This is a genomic window from Bacillus sp. AMCV2, from assembly GCF_056033925.1.
In genome coordinates this window covers 1905548-1920844 of the sequence record NZ_JBVYIB010000002.1, presented here as the reverse complement: position 1 = coordinate 1920844, position 15297 = coordinate 1905548, and the positions used below count along the sequence as shown (strand labels likewise).

At 37.5% G+C, this 15297-nt stretch carries 17 protein-coding genes and 2 pseudogenes; 7 read left to right on the top strand and 12 right to left on the bottom strand.

What is annotated here, in order from left to right; translation table 11 throughout:
- Window positions 1–115: 115 nt before the first annotated feature.
- The 4 genes and pseudogenes from AC0OMA_RS09820 to AC0OMA_RS09805 all read right to left on the bottom strand — a co-directional run bounded on the left by AC0OMA_RS09820 (window position 116) and on the right by AC0OMA_RS09805 (window position 4488).
- Window positions 116–1330 carry a Ger(x)C family spore germination protein gene (locus AC0OMA_RS09820; RefSeq protein ID WP_474222083.1) on the bottom strand — a complete coding sequence of 405 codons (1215 nt, stop codon included), beginning with the start codon at window positions 1328–1330 and terminating at the stop codon, window positions 116–118.
- Window positions 1320–2412: pseudogene (locus AC0OMA_RS09815) on the bottom strand (spore germination protein). The gene AC0OMA_RS09820 and the pseudogene AC0OMA_RS09815 overlap by 11 nt, the downstream one beginning before the upstream one ends.
- Before the next feature lie 29 nt (window positions 2413–2441).
- Entirely contained in the window at window positions 2442–4004 is a 1563-nt protein-coding gene (locus AC0OMA_RS09810; RefSeq protein ID WP_015383755.1) for a spore germination protein, read from the bottom strand.
- A 295-nt stretch (window positions 4005–4299) separates the two neighbouring features.
- Window positions 4300–4488 carry a hypothetical protein gene (locus tag AC0OMA_RS09805; protein ID WP_063335404.1) on the bottom strand — a complete coding sequence of 63 codons (189 nt, stop codon included), beginning with the start codon at window positions 4486–4488 and terminating at the stop codon, window positions 4300–4302.
- Window positions 4489–4797: 309 nt separating this feature from the next.
- On the opposite strand from AC0OMA_RS09805, the gene AC0OMA_RS09800 reads away from it, so the two are divergent.
- On the top strand, window positions 4798–5226 hold the full coding sequence (locus AC0OMA_RS09800; RefSeq protein ID WP_474222081.1) for an SRPBCC family protein: 429 nt from the start codon (window positions 4798–4800) through the stop codon (window positions 5224–5226).
- Window positions 5227–5352: 126 nt separating this feature from the next.
- Here AC0OMA_RS09800 and AC0OMA_RS09795 read toward each other — a convergent pair.
- The 3 genes and pseudogenes from AC0OMA_RS09795 to AC0OMA_RS09785 all read right to left on the bottom strand — a co-directional run bounded on the left by AC0OMA_RS09795 (window position 5353) and on the right by AC0OMA_RS09785 (window position 7446).
- A protein-coding gene (locus AC0OMA_RS09795; RefSeq protein WP_474222080.1) for an IS1182 family transposase occupies window positions 5353–6706 on the bottom strand; the annotation gives its coding sequence in 2 pieces (ribosomal slippage) (window positions 5353–6627 and window positions 6629–6706; 1353 coding nt in all).
- A 160-nt stretch (window positions 6707–6866) separates the two neighbouring features.
- On the bottom strand, window positions 6867–7265 hold the full coding sequence (locus tag AC0OMA_RS09790; RefSeq protein ID WP_009967329.1) for a hypothetical protein: 399 nt from the start codon (window positions 7263–7265) through the stop codon (window positions 6867–6869).
- Window positions 7266–7280: 15 nt separating this feature from the next.
- Window positions 7281–7446, bottom strand: a pseudogene (locus tag AC0OMA_RS09785) (hypothetical protein).
- Between the two features lie 71 nt (window positions 7447–7517).
- On the opposite strand from AC0OMA_RS09785, the gene tatAC reads away from it, so the two are divergent.
- The 5 genes from tatAC (at window position 7518) to AC0OMA_RS09760 (ending at window position 10249) form a co-directional block, all read left to right on the top strand.
- Window positions 7518–7706 carry a twin-arginine translocase TatAC gene (gene tatAC / locus AC0OMA_RS09780; RefSeq protein WP_014476920.1) on the top strand — a complete coding sequence of 63 codons (189 nt, stop codon included), beginning with the start codon at window positions 7518–7520 and terminating at the stop codon, window positions 7704–7706.
- Window positions 7707–7882: 176 nt separating this feature from the next.
- A complete protein-coding gene (locus tag AC0OMA_RS09775; RefSeq protein WP_015483277.1) occupies window positions 7883–8107 on the top strand; it encodes a hypothetical protein in 225 nt (74 codons plus the stop codon).
- 244 nt (window positions 8108–8351) lie between these two features.
- A complete protein-coding gene (locus AC0OMA_RS09770; protein WP_047182668.1) occupies window positions 8352–8708 on the top strand; it encodes a YoqO family protein in 357 nt (118 codons plus the stop codon).
- A gap of 160 nt (window positions 8709–8868) precedes the next feature.
- Window positions 8869–9591 (top strand): YrpD family protein, encoded by a 723-nt coding sequence (locus AC0OMA_RS09765; protein WP_181219242.1) that lies wholly within the window; start codon window positions 8869–8871, stop codon window positions 9589–9591.
- A gap of 445 nt (window positions 9592–10036) precedes the next feature.
- On the top strand, window positions 10037–10249 hold the full coding sequence (locus AC0OMA_RS09760; RefSeq protein WP_038429026.1) for a hypothetical protein: 213 nt from the start codon (window positions 10037–10039) through the stop codon (window positions 10247–10249).
- A gap of 29 nt (window positions 10250–10278) precedes the next feature.
- Here the strand turns inward: AC0OMA_RS09760 and AC0OMA_RS09755 are convergent, their stop codons facing one another.
- The 3 genes from AC0OMA_RS09755 to AC0OMA_RS09745 form a co-directional block, all read right to left on the bottom strand.
- Complete coding sequence (locus AC0OMA_RS09755) at window positions 10279–10863, bottom strand: hypothetical protein (RefSeq protein WP_047182666.1); 585 nt, start codon at window positions 10861–10863, stop codon at window positions 10279–10281.
- A gap of 910 nt (window positions 10864–11773) precedes the next feature.
- The gene (locus AC0OMA_RS09750; protein ID WP_046340238.1) at window positions 11774–12613 is read right to left on the bottom strand and encodes a thymidylate synthase; all 840 of its coding nucleotides are present in this window, start codon (window positions 12611–12613) and stop codon (window positions 11774–11776) included.
- Window positions 12614–12889: 276 nt separating this feature from the next.
- Window positions 12890–13054: a hypothetical protein gene (locus tag AC0OMA_RS09745; protein ID WP_144052037.1), complete on the bottom strand. Its 165-nt coding sequence runs from the start codon at window positions 13052–13054 to the stop codon at window positions 12890–12892.
- A gap of 405 nt (window positions 13055–13459) precedes the next feature.
- Between AC0OMA_RS09745 and cotU the strand changes: the two genes are divergently transcribed.
- On the top strand, window positions 13460–13723 hold the full coding sequence (cotU, locus tag AC0OMA_RS09740; protein ID WP_015483271.1) for a spore coat protein CotU: 264 nt from the start codon (window positions 13460–13462) through the stop codon (window positions 13721–13723).
- 314 nt (window positions 13724–14037) lie between these two features.
- Here cotU and dutA read toward each other — a convergent pair whose 3' ends face one another.
- Both dutA and AC0OMA_RS09730 read right to left on the bottom strand, forming a co-directional pair.
- A complete protein-coding gene (dutA, locus tag AC0OMA_RS09735) occupies window positions 14038–14472 on the bottom strand; it encodes a dUTP diphosphatase DutA (RefSeq protein ID WP_003245820.1) in 435 nt (144 codons plus the stop codon).
- A 29-nt stretch (window positions 14473–14501) separates the two neighbouring features.
- Window positions 14502–14963: a DUF2691 family protein gene (locus AC0OMA_RS09730; protein ID WP_015383749.1), complete on the bottom strand. Its 462-nt coding sequence runs from the start codon at window positions 14961–14963 to the stop codon at window positions 14502–14504.
- Window positions 14964–15297 lie beyond the last annotated feature (334 nt).

Here is a 15297-nt window from a genome sequence, read left to right as displayed (position 1 = left end):
CTATATTAGCATATTGGTCGATTTGAAAAGTGTATATCTTTCCAAAAAAAGCATCTTTATCCTAAAAAATGCATAAAAAAGAGAAGAGAGGTTTCCTTCTCTTCCTTGGGATTCATTACTGAGTTTTAACCGTGCCGTAATGAGTAATTGTGACGTTCACACTGTATGTGATGTCGGCTTTACTGAAGGTGTCATCCCAGTTATTTTTCACCCTTTTCCATAAGTGAGGATATGTAAGTCTTAAAGATTCATCAAAACCCACAACATCTGCTTTATAATCATGCTGAATTTTTTTTAATACATGACCAACTATTTTCTTTACCTCGTTTTCAATAGTCGTTTCGAGACGATCTATAAACTGGGTGTCCAATGCCTCTTTTGTGTTCCAGTTTTCAACCAAATCGCCTTCTGATTCAATATCGACATGGAATGAAATATCCGTCCCTTTTACGACTGGATGAATTTTGCTTTTGATTTTATTGATATCGTACGCTAACGTCTGTTGGCTCTTTTTATCATGACTTTTGACAACTCCGCCTTTTCCTTCCCCTCTAATCCATGTAATCCCCTCAATTTCATATTCATTTAAGGTGCCGATCATTTTTTTCGACTTTCCGTTGATTACAGCTGCTCCGGAATACTTGATCGCTCCATTCGCCGCGACCACATTTTGCAGTAAAAAACTGCTGCCAGAATGCAGTTTTCTAATTAGTTTCGCGAGTGTCACAGGGGGAAGAATTCTGGAAACCTTATGTTCATTTTCACCTAGTCCAATCAGCCGAAATGCCGGAATTTCTCCGTTCTCTTTCAGCTGGAGAGCTTCTCTTGCTTCCCCTTTAGCAGATAAAACAAGACAGCTCAGCCTGATTTCATTATCACGAAAAAATTGATCCAGCATTTCGTCGATAGGAAATGTGTGCAGCACATCTTCACTCATGACAACAACTTTTAAATGCGGGCTAAACACTTCTCGGTCCCGTCTTAATGCAACCTCACTTCCGATCTGCTGTAATGAATCCCCTGTTTCACTTATATTAATATACGCTTTTTGCGCTCCTTGTCCGCTACCGCCTCCCCCGCCAGTGCCCGCGCCTGCCGCTTTTTCATTAACAAATTGATAGGTCAGCGTAATGTTGTCTTTTTTCGGATAGCTCCCGCCCTCTTCTTTTAACTCTTTTTCAGTGTTCGTTTCTTTTCCTTTATCAATTGCGATAGCGAATGTGAGACCCAGATCTTCTATTTCCCGGCTGCTCCAGCATCCTGTTACGCAAATCATCAGCAGACATACCATGACCATAGCAGGCAATTGACGTTTTAGTTTACTTTTCACCTCTTTTCCTCCATTTCGAAATGACTAACAGCAAAATCGGCAAAGCGCCAAATATATACAAAGCGATATGACTGACCGTATCGCCCAATATAAAGACGTCATTTTCATTTTTCGGCATGCAAGAGAGGATATAAATAACAGGAAGCAGCCCAAACATACATGAAAGGGGTTTCTTTTTAAAAACTTGTGAGACTCCCAGGGAAGCTGCATAAAAAGTGATAATAAACGTAGCAAAAAGCTGCATAATCCAAATCACAAGCAGGAATGATTCAAACCGTTCAAATATTAAACCAGGTATTTCAAAACTTCTCATCAGGTCAAGCCCCGGCCATGTTCTCGTCACAACTCCCTCAACTGATAGTGCACCGATGACCATAATCATCGTAATCATATAAAAACTGGTCACAACGCCTGTCCCGATCACAACCGCTTTCACCGCATTTTTCGGCTTTTTCATAAATGCTACTAAAATGAACATAATTTCTGAACATGTAAATGAAAGGTTCGTTGTCTTTACACCTCTAAGAACCGGCATGATTCCATCACCTAATACAGGGCGCAAATTGTTGATCTCAAATATGCCTAAACTCATGAGGGCTATCGTTAAAAAGATGATGACCGTAATCGGAAAAATCATTTCAAAAAGCCGTGCAATCGGATCTAGGCCTTGTGTAATTGAATAAAGCCCAATCCAAAGAACTGTCATAATGATGGCCCAAGACGGTGTCCCTTCGAGGAGAAAAAAATCCACGATTTCGGACATGACTCTGACTTCAAACGCACCGAGTGCCAGAAAATAAGTAATAAAAACAATACTGATCAGATGCCCGAGCCATTTTCCTACAATATGTCGGGAGTATTCATAAAAGGTCTCCTGAGGATACTGCTGGCTTAATTTAACGATAATCATCCCGGCTATTACCGCTACGGACCCCTCCTAATAAAACTGAAATCCATCCATCAGGAGATTGTGTTTGTTCTGTTACTGTCCGAGGGAGCGTAAGAACTCCGGCAGCAAGCATATAATTAATGATGATAATCGTTGCCTGAGCGGTTGTGATTTTACTGGTTGGGCTGAACATGAGACTTTATCACCATCCTGTCGAGTTCATCACTTCACCCGTTTTGTATTATCTGTATTCATCATTTTAGGCCGGCGCTTCATGACTAAAAGAGGCATTCTGATAACAAAGTCTTTCCAATCTTTTAAGTGATAGGGCACTGCCGGACTTGCGTATGGCACACCAAAGCTCTTTAGCTTTACGACATGGCTGCTTAGCAGCAGATAATACATAATGACTCCAAACAATCCAAACACCGCCGCACAAAACATCGCGCCAAACCGAAGCATCCGAAGTGCTATACCTGTGCTATAATGCGGGATGGCAAATGAAGAAATTGCTGTGAGCGCAACAACAATGACCATGATTGGACTGACAATCCCCGCCTGCACAGCTGCTTCCCCGATGATTAATCCGCCAACTATGCCAATTGCGGGTCCAATTGGTTTTGGCAGACGAAGCCCCGCTTCTCTTAAAATTTCGATCGCGACTTCCATAAATAAGGCTTCAATGAGGGATGGGAACGGAACACCCTGGCGCGTCCCGGAAATTGAAATCGCCAGCTTGGTCGGAATTAACCCCGGATGAAAAGAAATAAATGATATATATAAAGCGGGTGCGAATAACGTTATCATTGCTGCTATGAACCTCAGCAATCTGATGAGCGAGCTCGGGAACCACCTTTCATAATAATCTTCAGGCGATTGAAGCATCATGCTGAAAGTGACAGGAACAATCAAAGCAAACGGAGTGCCGTCAAGCAGAATGGCTACTCTTCCTTCCATTAGTCCGCTTATGACGCGATCAGGACGTTCTGTACTCTGTACTTGCGGGAACGGGCTCAAGTAATTATCCTCAATTAACTGTTCAACGTAGCCTGACTCCGGCAAATGATCGATCTCAATCCCTCTCACTCTTTTTCTTACTTCCTCGACTACTTTTGGATCTGCAATGTCATTCATATAAGCGATGATTAAATCCTTTTTTAATCGTGTTCCTACTTCAAATCTCTGCAATGTTAATTGATCATTTTTTCCTTGCTGTCTCAAAAGAGCTGTATTCGTACTCAACTCTTCTGTAAAGCCTGTGCGCGGCCCTCTGACAAGCGCTTCTGAAAGCGGCTCCTCGATACTTCGATTTTGTTTTTTTACAGTTCCCAGAAGAAAGGCCTGCGGTATTCCATCGATGAGAAGCGCTGTCGAACCCATGAAAACATTCAACACGATATCACTGATTTTCTCTGATTCTATGACATCACCGATTGATACGATTTGATTTTTTATCTGTTTCGAAGTTAAAATACCTTTGCCGGATTGAGAAATTTCATCGCTTACCTGATTAGGTTGATTCATGGCTAACACTGATAGTCCTTTATTAATCAAATCCTGATCAGACAGTCCTTCAACAAAGATCAATGCCGCTTTCACATGTAAATGAGTGATTTCAAGCTCACGGAAGTGAACGTCCCCGTTATGTCCTATTTTTCTTTTTACATGTTCTAAATCGTATCCGATGTTACCAGTTAACACATCCTGATCCTGCTTTTCAGCTGTTGAATAATCTGATTTATGCTGCTTCTGTGTTTTGTACTGATTGCTCCGCCACCTCATCATTGCACCTTCTTATACATGAATCCAAGTAAACACTTTATAGATTACATATGGAACGAGAAATACAACTAACGCTTGAAACCACACATTCCAGTCAGTAAGTGTTGATATCATGTTATCCATCTGTCAGTTCCCCTCTCTCTAATAGGATTATTTTTCCCGTATACCTATTTTTTATGTTCGTCTTTTTTTCTCAATAAAAAAAGCATGATGAACATTTCATCATGCTTTTAAAGAAATCAACCTGACCATTTCGCATAATTAACACAAAATGAGCCTTTTAGCAGTCTGGGATAAACTAAAATTCCAGCTTGAAGCTTTCTGCCTGATCTGAAACTTTCACAGGAATCCCCATTATCGTTTTCGGTTTGGAAACATAAACAAAGCGCATTTCTTCCTCTAATTGCTGAAACGCTTTTTCACTAACTATAATTCTGGCCGGCTTCCCTGGACTGTTATCAATGGCTGCTTTGATTTTTCCAAGCATAAAAAACCTCCTGTTTTAGAAAATGGCTCATTTACTATTAAAACAAAAATCACAAAATAAATTGGCTGAACAGGAATTCCAGTTCAAACATAACAGTTGCGGCTGAGCAAACAAGCATGAAAGAAATGACAACATACACATCTCTCTCTTTCTCGTGCATGCAGAATTCTCCCATTCACAGATCAGACTGGCGACTGACACGCTGTTCAACAGCAGCTCTAGCATAAATAATGCACGCTGTGGACATGATCTTATTAGTTATTATATGATTGAATTGAAAAAAACATCATATGTCAAGAGGTAAACGAAATGGCTCAAAACAACGAAAACGCACTACCGGATATTACAAAAAACATTACCCTGGAGGCTCCCATTCAGAAAGTCTGGGAGACAGTCTCTACTTCAGAAGGCATTGCCAAGTGGTTTATGCCTAATGACTTTCAGCTCAAAGAAGGACAAGAATTTCACTTACAATCGCCGTTTGGGCCGTCCCCTTGTAAAGTTTTGGCTGTTCAAGCTCCAACTGAACTTTCTTTTGAATGGGATACAGAAGGATGGGTCGTTACCTTTCAATTAGAAGACTTTGGGGAAAAGACAGGGTTTACCCTTATTCACAGCGGCTGGAAAGAGCCGAATGAAGTGATCGGCAAAGCAAACGAGAAAAGCTCCGTCGTTCGCGGTAAGATGGATGGCGGCTGGACTGGCATTGTAAATGAACGGCTTCGTAAGGCTATATAAAAAAGAGAGAGGTATCTCTCTTCAGCTTGTAGAGAAAACGATGTTTTTTCTACAAGCTTTTTTGTTGTGTGCTGTTTCTTTAGGTATTCAGCTGATTTCAAAAACAGAAAAAGAGCTCCCACATACCTAGCTCTGCTTGGCTAGGTATGTGGCAATCTTCTTCATGTTCTGCCATGCGGCTGTGAGGAGAACTTGTTCGCTCACATTCCGTTTTCCCCTCAACCTGCAATAGCGAAGCCCGTGCAGTTGTTTTGAATCTGCAAAGCTTCGCTCTATTTTTTCTTTTCTTTTTTTGTAGAGGTTTTTTCCTGAAACAGACAAGCGATTTTGCCTGATCTTTTCTTTGTGGTCTTCCCATACATGCCGGGTGATGACTTTCTGATGTTTTTTTGATTTTGTGCAGTTTTCAAGAAAAGGGCATGAGGAACATGTTTCAGGATTTGATTTATATGACCTGTATCCTTTTCGGTCAGTTGTTGAGTATGTGAGTGTTTGCTGGTTCGGGCAAATGTACCTGTCTTTTTCAATGTCGTAATGAAATTTCCATTTTGGAAACAAGCCTCTAGTAGGGTGATATCGTCTGTGGGCAATGACGCCAAAAATATGACGGTCAGATAATCCTTTACAGATAGGAGCTGTTAAATATCCGGAATCAAGGGCGACAGCTTCTACTTGAAAACCAAATCGTGCGATTTGGTGATCTAATCGGTCAAGATAAGGCACAGAATCATGGACATTTCCCGGTGTGACATGGGCATCGGTGATAATGTTGTATTTCATATCCGTTGTGCGGTGATCTAAATAGAAAAAACCTTCTGGTTTGTTTTCGCGATACAGATATCCACTTTCGGGATCAGTTGTACTGTGGCGGATCTCTTTTTCAGCTTTCACCTCCTCTTTGACTATTAGTGGCTTTTTTCCGTGTTCCTCTCGATCTTCTTGGATGGCGTCATTTAAATCTTTGATATAGTTTTGTGTATCCTGTTCAATCGTTTTTCTTGTGTATTTATGCTTGTTGGCATTGGCTTTAAGGTGAGTGGAATCGGTGAATAGGACACGTCCGCCCACCATGTCATGATTGATGGCCTGAAGAACGATCTCATCAAAAATATCTTGGAAGATGGTTGTATCTTTAAAACGTGTGCGTCTGTTCCAGCTGATGGTGGAGTGGTGCGGAACTGGATCGTTTATGTTCAATCCGAGAAACCATCTGTACGCCATATTGTAGTAAATTTCTTTTTCAAGCTGTCTTTCTGAACGGATACCATAGAGGTATCCGATAAACATCATTTTGAATAAAATCAGCGGATCAAGTGAGGGGCGGCCTTTGTTTTCACTGTAGTAAGGTTTAACCTTTTCAATGATAAAAGAGAAGTCTATGTATTTATCGATTTTTCCCAAGCAGATGATCCTCTTCGACAAGTTGGTCGAGAAGAACAAATTCGGCTGCGTTTTGAGAAGAATTTCTTGTGTGGAACATGGGAAAGACACCGTCCTTTTGAAGTCTTTCTTTTATTTTATTACAGAAGAATGGATATTTTAAGAAAAAATAAAGGCTGTCGAGATTTTCTCGACAGCCTGGAGAGAGGTATCTCTCTTTTTTGTTTTTTCCAAGGGTTATACTTCACAATTTGAGTCCATCAATCATAAAACGTAACAGTTTTAGATTTACCAGAGTAATCGGTAACAAAAAACTCGGCTTTGTTATTGCTCCCATCAACAAATTTCCCAATACTGCCAAAGGTGTGGCATTCTCCAGGTGAAAAATAGTTTGCCCCTACATAATCATCAGGATTGTCACCGGGATCATCTTCATATAAGTGCAGTGAGACAGAAAAAGGAGTGCTTCCTGAAAGGCACACTCTAAAATCTCCTCCGGTTGAGTATACCGTCGGACTTGAGTAAGTATATGTGTAAGTCCCCAACTTATCCCACTCTCCAGCCCCCGCAGTTCCGGCTTTTTCTGCTTGTGCCGTTAATGGAAAAACCGCAGCCAACCCTAAAACAGACAAAAATCCAACTACCTTAGTGAATCTCATAGCTACACCACTCCTCTATTTCAATGATAGCCGCAGATACGTTTGTATCATTTCCGGCAGAGGTACATAATTGATCCAGCCTGCCTCCCTGCTTCTTAGGCAGGTGGCATTGGACATTATATTCAGCAGCAGCCGTTTTATGAATTCGCCTTTGTGTAGGTTTTAAATGTTCAAAATAAATGCATTCCCATTTGTACTGCTATCTCTTATAATTTGTTTAAAAGGTTGTACTTCAATCAGGGGGAAAAGGATATGGAATTAAGCTTCACAAAAATACTCGTTATTTTGTTTGTAGGTTTTTTAGTATTTGGACCTGATAAACTGCCGGCGCTTGGCCGTGCAGCAGGAAAAGCCTTATCAGAATTTAAACAAGCAACAAGCGGACTGACTCAGGATATCAGAAAAAGTGACTCAGAAAACAAAGAAGACAAACAAATATAGGATAAATCGTTTGGGCCGATGAAAAATCGGCTCTTTATTTTGATTTGTTTTTGTGTCATCTGTCTTTTTTTTTATCATTTGGACAGCCCTTTTTTCCTTCTATGATTTTAACTGTCCAAGCCGCAAAATCTACTCGCCGTATAATAAAGCGTAGTAAAAATAAAGGAGGAGTATATATGGGTTATTACAAAAAATACAAAGAAGAGTATTATACGGTCAAAAAAACGTATTATAAGAAGTATTACGAATATGATAAAAAATACTATGACCACCATGATAAAAAATATTATGACTGTGATTACGACAAAAAATATGATGACTATGATAAAAAATATTATGATCACGATAAAAAAGACTATGATTATGTTGTAGAGTATAAAAAGCATAAAAAACACTACTAAACGATTAACATCTCCTCGTTTTTACTTTCCCCCGGCTATTGCCGGGTCTTTTTTTGTTTGTGCACTATATGTATATTTCTGAAGCTTCCCTTTCTATGAAAACCTTGGTGACTGAATCTAAAAAAGAATAATGAATATTTAGTACATAGTTTAGTTAGTTCGTAAGTGAGCGCATTCAGTTTATTGCAGTTACAAAGAAACTTTTATAAACTCTTTGAGGATCATACATAAAAGGAGAGGTTTTTTGTATAGAAACATCGTATTTTATCTCATTTTACTTTGTCTATTTATATCAGTTGTCATGAAAAGCTTTGAGGTGATAAGAACAATAGCCAATGTTATCTGCTTTGTTTTCGTATTGCTGTATTTTAAAGATGAAATGAAAACATACTCACGTAAAGCGTTAGCAATCCTAAGTATTTGTTTTCTTTTCTTAGTCGGAATCTGTGCTTTTGTCATTTTACAAGGACAGACATTGATGAAACGTCACCTCTTTTTTACAGGCTGGGAAACGATAGCGGGCATTCTTTTAATGATCGTTTCTTTAAGCATTTGTACTTTTATTTTGAGGAAAATTTCAAATCGGTTAAAACGATTGTGATCTCGTTCTTTCCTCTAATAAAGGTATATAGCTTTAAGATTGGCGAAGCGGTTCGTCCCTTACTTCACTCAAAATGAAATATTTTGTCGATTTATATACATCAATCCAGTTCCAAAATAAGGTATAATAAATGGCGAAACCACTATCAAAAGGGGGAATTTTGATGAAAAAAGTATTGATTGCAGGTGCAGTAGGAACAGCAGTTCTTTTCGGAACCCTTTCATCAGGTATACCAGGCTTACCAGCGGCAGACGCTCAAGTCGCAAAAGCAGCATCCCAGCTGCCTAACGGAATCGGCGGCCGTGCCTACCTGAACAGTACGGGCGCCGTTTTTACAGCTAAAATCACGCTTCCTGAAACTGTCAAAAATAACGACTCGGTCTCTACTCCCTATATTTATTCAGGCTTTAGGGCATCAAGCGGAACTGAAGCCGATATCGGGCTTCAGTACAGCAAACAATACAACGTCTGGAAGCCCCTCATGAAGGTTGGGTCCAAAAATGAAGAAACGTACATCGAAGGAAAAGACAAATTCACATACAATAAAGGCTTCCGACCTGGAAGCACAGTCCAAATGACAATCTATAAAAATTTAAGCGGCAATACGCGCATGACCCTTTGGGGAACGAACAATGACGGCTATACCGGACGGATTACCACAGAAATTCAAGGAACCAACATCGGCACGATTTCAAAATGGAAAACCCTTGCTACCGCGGCTGTTTCGTATGAAAGCCAGCGTGATGCGATCAAAGCAACCTTTTCGACATCTTTTAACAACATCACAATCGACAATAAAGCCGTCACTCCTGTGGTAGATACACAGGATTTCGCAAAGGTTTCAGTTGCAGGAAATAACGTTACGATCTCTGTTAATAAATAAACGAAGCAGCAAAAAGCCGCCAGCATTGTCTGGCGGTTTTATAATCAATTTTCCATCCCCATAAAAAACCGTGTCGGAATCCACTCCCTATATAGATTTACGAACAGTAGTACTTCCCTTTTTATGTGTAACTTTATTTAAACAGCGTTAGAATTAAGACATTTTTGTTTCGATGATAAAATTAATCATAAGCAAAAGTTGAAATTTTGAAATAACTTTGGTATGATTAATTCAATTACTATAGAACTACATAAATTAAAAGCCCCTTATTTATGGGGCTTTCAATTATTTTTTTAATTACAAAAATAACTACCTTGAAGCTTAGGTTGACAATTACACTAACAGAGGTTCGATGTTGGTCATTGCTTGATGATTGTAAAGTGAATTATCGAAATCTTCAGCTCCTTTGGTTATTTATCATATTTTAATATAGGGTGGAATTTGTATGAAATACGGAAAAATAGGTCTTTTTGGAATTATTTTAGTTATTATTGCTCTTCTGGTATCAATGTATTTTATGTTTAATACAAAAGCTTTGATACCTGCTGGATATGATTTGGCTATTCATGGTATTGTTATATCGAGAACATTAATGATTGCTTTCACTTTGTATCTAGTTTCAAAATTAGGATATTTTCTTCTTAATAAAAAAGATTAGCTTTTATAGCTAATCTTTTTTATATAAAATTAATAGTTTTTCAGTGCATATTCTCCATACATAGGTTTTTTAACTACATATTTTTTCTTTGATACACATTTACCAGTAACTATATCCTTACGACAGTTGTATCCTTCTTCTACATTATACCTAACTCTATATGCCATATAGACTCTTTTATTCGCTCCAACATTTAGAGTGTATCCTTTAGAGCTTGCTACAGAGCCTGCAGTCGATATTCCTAAACCACTTATAGATCCGCTGACAGTTGTTGTAAAAGTAACTGTTTTGTTTGCAGTAATAGATCCACCTTTACTCCCCGTTGCTATATTATCAGAAACTCTTTTAAAGCTAGACCAGCTTTTATATGTTTTTACATTCATCTTAACATTACGAAAATCATTCACAAATTGCGCAGTAAACTCCCCTCCTCCTAAGTTGCTTGTTACTCCAGTTGTCTCGTTTGCAAATACAGTATGCACTTGTGACTCAACGCCTTTAATTGAGACAGGTTTTTCTTCCCCTTTTTCAGCAGCTAATACATTGCCATTAGGAAGAGACAGGGTAAATAGAGCTATAGAACTAATGGCTAACTTACAAAAAACTTTTTTCATCGACAACAGTCCTTTCTATGTATTCATTTAGTACCATATAAGTATACAATTTCTAGAAATATATTTAAATGGTTATTTTAAAATATTATGAATTTTTTAATAGAAATTCATTGGTATAGTATTATTTAACATAGTGCTTGTTCATCCCTGGCAAATCTTAAGGCAATCCATCGCAGAAACACAATCCCGTGCTAAAAAATATGAAACTTTTCCTTTAATTATAGTTATGGATAATTTCAATCTTTTCATTTTTAAGTTGAATTTTAGTCAGGGACCAAAAAGTTTCATAACAAAAACAAATAACCTAGAACTGCACAAAGTAATTGAATTCATTGCACGATGTTGGTCTTTTAAGGTGAAATATGTATATGTTAATATTAGGTTTACAATTAAGCTATTCAAGTGTTTTAAAAATAATCTAGAAAGGTTGATGAACATGAACCTTTATTTAGTTATAGCTCTTGTTATTTCAGTTTTTTTTAATGTGATCTTATGTATCCAGTTAGCAAAATACAAAACCAATCGATCCACTAATATAAATTGGAAGGAAAGGATGGGGCTCAACAATCCTTTTACAGCTATAGTATGGGCTTTTCTTTTCATTACAATTTTCTTGAGCCTTATGATATTAATAGGAGGAATTAACACCTTATAAAACCAATGGCCTTTTCATATCGTTCGTTTAATTTTTCAGACCACGCATCCGTTGTTCACTTGTACTAAGAGAACCCAACGCTTCTAACAATCCTTTTGTTTCGCGTTGGGCTCCAATTTTGTTTACTATTTGTTTATAGAAATATGAAGAAGAAATTTCTTCATATTTAGCCTAATGCCAGCTTATATTCTGAAAAATAACATATTATCCCCTTCCGCCCCTACCATTAATTCACTGCACAATAAAAAGGCAGCATTAAACCGCTACCTCAAATAAAAGCTTGTCCCCATGTTTATAGTTGATTAACTTGAAATCATCAATGGTAAAGTCATAAAAATCTTTGACTTCAGGATTGATCCATAGTTCAGGTGCTTCAAACTGTTCTCTTTCCATTTGAATTTTCAAATTGTCTATATGACGTGTGTAAACATGGCAATCCCCAATGTTAAAGATATATTCACCAAGCTCATAACCAGTCACTTGAGCAATCATGCGCTGCAACACATTGTACTGGAATACATTGAATGGATTCCCCAACGCCATGTCATTGCTCCGTGCTCTTACCTCAAGGTGGAGCTTACCTTGCTTCACATACCATTGAGTTTCGTATACACATGGCGTTAAGGCCATTGCGTCTAAATCATCAGGATTCCACAGCATTGTAATGTGTCTGCGTGAAGACGGGTTGTTCTTCAATTGATGAAGAAGATAATCAACCTGATCCACTTTTTCTCCATTTAGACTTCTGTTTTTCTTCCCCAGCTGAAATCCATATGCATGTCCGATGGTGCCGTCTTCTTGTTTCCACTGATCCCAAATATGTACGCCCATCTTGTTTAAATCATTAACATCATTAGATTTCAGCTGCCAAATCCAGAGCAACTCTTTAATGGCTGTTTTCCAGGCAACCTTTTTTGTCGTTAAAATCGGAACCTCTGAGTTGTCGAATCTCATTTGCTTACTGATTACACTTAGAGTATGTGCCGGTGTTCCATCTGAGTCCCACTTGGTTCTCACATCAAACTCTTCGTCTGAGATTCCATTATTGATAATATCCTTTATAATTGAATTGTATTGTTTATCGAATTGCGTCATAACTATTCATATCCTTCTTTCATTTTCAGTTGCTAAGCATAATTTATTACGAATGCAATATTATCGCAAATACTAAGCACTCGCAGATAAAGTGAGGATCTTATTCCACTCACTGTGTGTTTAAAGAGGAGTTAATCCCCCCCCTCTTTTACACCTGTATTTCCCCATAACATAGTCTGTCACATAGCTCATAGTTACCGCCAGTTTGGTACATACACCGTTGATAACATTGTTGAGGATTATAAGAAATGGTTTGATATTGCGGCATATAAAAATTCAAATAGTTAGGTGTTTGTGTATACCAAATTGGAAATTGTCTAAACACATTAAATCCTCCAATAGCTTTTTCTGATTTAATGCATTGTATTTTACCTCAATATCAATTGTCAGTTGTCCATGTGCAATTGGGCTTTCTTTAAAATAAATTCTCTCTAATTTCATTCATTTGATCATTAACAACTTTTTTATGATATTTGGCAGCGGTTCATACCTTATATGATCCATTTCTAACCGGTTTTGCTGCTTGTTTTTGATGTCTAACTTTAAATCCTTCCAAAAGCAGTGTGAAAAATCACATCATAGATCTCTTGAATCTTAACCATAACGTTCAAATATTCTTCAATGAGAAAGTCCCTTTTTACGTATATTAATCTTCTCTATATACTTTACTTTTATTTTACAGTGATTGAGTGCTCTCTCTCGCTCTTATTTTCATAAACAGCTATCCGTTTTGTTTTTCAGAAAGTGTTTTAAACAGCCTCTTTTTACTATTCTTATTTCATTTGACCATACCATATCATTTAAACTTCATAAACTAAATTCGAATAAAATAAAGGAGGAATTTAATTGGGTTATTATAAAAAATATAAAGAAGAGTATTACACTTGGAAAAAAACATATTACAAAAAGTATTACGACAATGATAAGAAGCATTATGATTGCGACAAAAAGTATTATGATCATGATAAAAAACATTATGATTACGACAAAAAGTATTATGACCATGATAAAAAATATTACGATGATCACGATTATCATTACGAAAAAAAGTATCATGATGACGATGATCATTATTATGATTTTGTCGAATCATATAAAAAACATCACTAAATCTCTTAAACGTCTATTTATTCCCCGGCGACATACCGGGGGCTTTTTTATGATATTTATCGACGATACTCAGATTTTTTTGTGAAGTCTTATGTCTCATTTCATCTTATATTTTGAACTTGTCTCATGGCTGCTGTAAATTCAATTATTAATGAACACATGTCATTTAACTTGGCTTATTATTAGTGGCATTACTAGTTTGTAGTTGCCTTCCCCTACTTATAAAAATTTAGATAAAAGTATTTCTTTGTACCTTGGCTGAAACCTCCATTGATCAATCACACAGCATGAAGACAGCCAAGGATTTATTTTGTTTACTTAGTACCTGTTGAACCGAGTCCTCCTCTATCCTCGTTTCCCAAATGCTCGACTTCAACCAATTCAACCGCCGGCATTTTCTTCATGATTCTAAACTGACAAATACGATCACCCTTCTTAATTTCAGTATCACGCAATGCATAAGCAGGAAAGAACCAGAAATCGTTGTCACCCTTATATGACTCATCGATAACACCCATTGAATTTGTTTGTATAACGCCAAAGTTCTTATATGTACTTGAACGAGGGACGACATGTGCTTCGTAACCTTCAGGCAGCTCCATTGCAACACCTAATGGGACAAGCTTAAATTCATCTTTTTTGATTGTTACATCTTCAGCTGCCCGAAGATCAATCCAGTCTCCCTGCTCAATTTTGCTGATTCTTGTTTGTGTTTCATCTAGATACTTGATTTTAATTTGCATTGTCATGTACTAGCTCCTTTAATTTTTATTGACTATCATACAGTAAGGCTTGTTCTTGTGTCATTTTCATCAGTTATAAATTGAACGTCTTCAAAATCATTCTGTAAAGCATTGAAGTAAAGTTTTTCAATGAATTTTTTGTTTTTACAGTAAATCGAAACGTAGCTATTATCTGCTATCAAAAGGACAAGTTCGCAATCACTGTCAGCAAACTCTTCATATGAATTGACTTGATTAACCATTTTTCCATATGGAAATGCTTTCAGTTCAACGAAAATGGTATAGTACTGATTCGTTTTTAATTGTTGCTCAAAAACTGCCCCTTCAACAATTGCGTAGTCATGAAAAAGCTCCTCATCATCGAGCTCTCCTTCTACAACAAAATAAGATTCCCCACTCGTTTGCCACCTATAATTAGCTATTTCTACCGGCTGCAGTATTCTCCATAGAAAATTTCCATATTCATTCGGTATTTGAAAACTAACTCCCCTATTCATGTATACCCCTTACTTAAACGATTTTTGTGAATACGAGTTTAATTATATACTCTAATGTTAGGTTTATGGAACAAGGAATCGACTGCCTTTTCAACCGATTATCTTTTACAGAATTTCCTCAGCCCTTCTCATTTAAAAGGTTCTTCCAATGTTCATAACAACGGTAAGTATTTCCTGATTAGATTTCTCGTTATCATCTACCCTTAGAAAAAAATGTCCCAAAACAAATAATCATTTTTGTAATCCTCGGTCGCCGTACCCATTAACACCCCACTTACAAGCCTCATGTATCCCGTACTTGCTATTATTCGAACATTGATAGGCACCTTCTCGT

Excerpts from the sequence above, each read along its gene's own strand:
- AC0OMA_RS09800 (WP_474222081.1), top strand. The coding sequence starts at position 4,798 with ATGGCTCAAAACAACGAAAACGCACTACCGGATATTACAAAAAACATT.
- AC0OMA_RS09810 (WP_015383755.1), bottom strand. The coding sequence starts at position 4,004 with ATGATGAGGTGGCGGAGCAATCAGTACAAAACACAGAAGCAGCATAAA.
- dutA (WP_003245820.1), bottom strand. The coding sequence starts at position 14,472 with ATGACAATGCAAATTAAAATCAAGTATCTAGATGAAACACAAACAAGA.
- tatAC (WP_014476920.1), top strand. The coding sequence starts at position 7,518 with ATGGAATTAAGCTTCACAAAAATACTCGTTATTTTGTTTGTAGGTTTT.
- AC0OMA_RS09745 (WP_144052037.1), bottom strand. The coding sequence starts at position 13,054 with ATGAAATTAGAGAGAATTTATTTTAAAGAAAGCCCAATTGCACATGGA.
- AC0OMA_RS09750 (WP_046340238.1), bottom strand. The coding sequence starts at position 12,613 with ATGACGCAATTCGATAAACAATACAATTCAATTATAAAGGATATTATC.
- AC0OMA_RS09805 (WP_063335404.1), bottom strand. The coding sequence starts at position 4,488 with ATGCTTGGAAAAATCAAAGCAGCCATTGATAACAGTCCAGGGAAGCCG.
- AC0OMA_RS09790 (WP_009967329.1), bottom strand. The coding sequence starts at position 7,265 with ATGAGATTCACTAAGGTAGTTGGATTTTTGTCTGTTTTAGGGTTGGCT.
- AC0OMA_RS09760 (WP_038429026.1), top strand. The coding sequence starts at position 10,037 with ATGAAATACGGAAAAATAGGTCTTTTTGGAATTATTTTAGTTATTATT.
- AC0OMA_RS09730 (WP_015383749.1), bottom strand. The coding sequence starts at position 14,963 with ATGAATAGGGGAGTTAGTTTTCAAATACCGAATGAATATGGAAATTTT.
- AC0OMA_RS09755 (WP_047182666.1), bottom strand. The coding sequence starts at position 10,863 with ATGAAAAAAGTTTTTTGTAAGTTAGCCATTAGTTCTATAGCTCTATTT.
- AC0OMA_RS09775 (WP_015483277.1), top strand. The coding sequence starts at position 7,883 with ATGGGTTATTACAAAAAATACAAAGAAGAGTATTATACGGTCAAAAAA.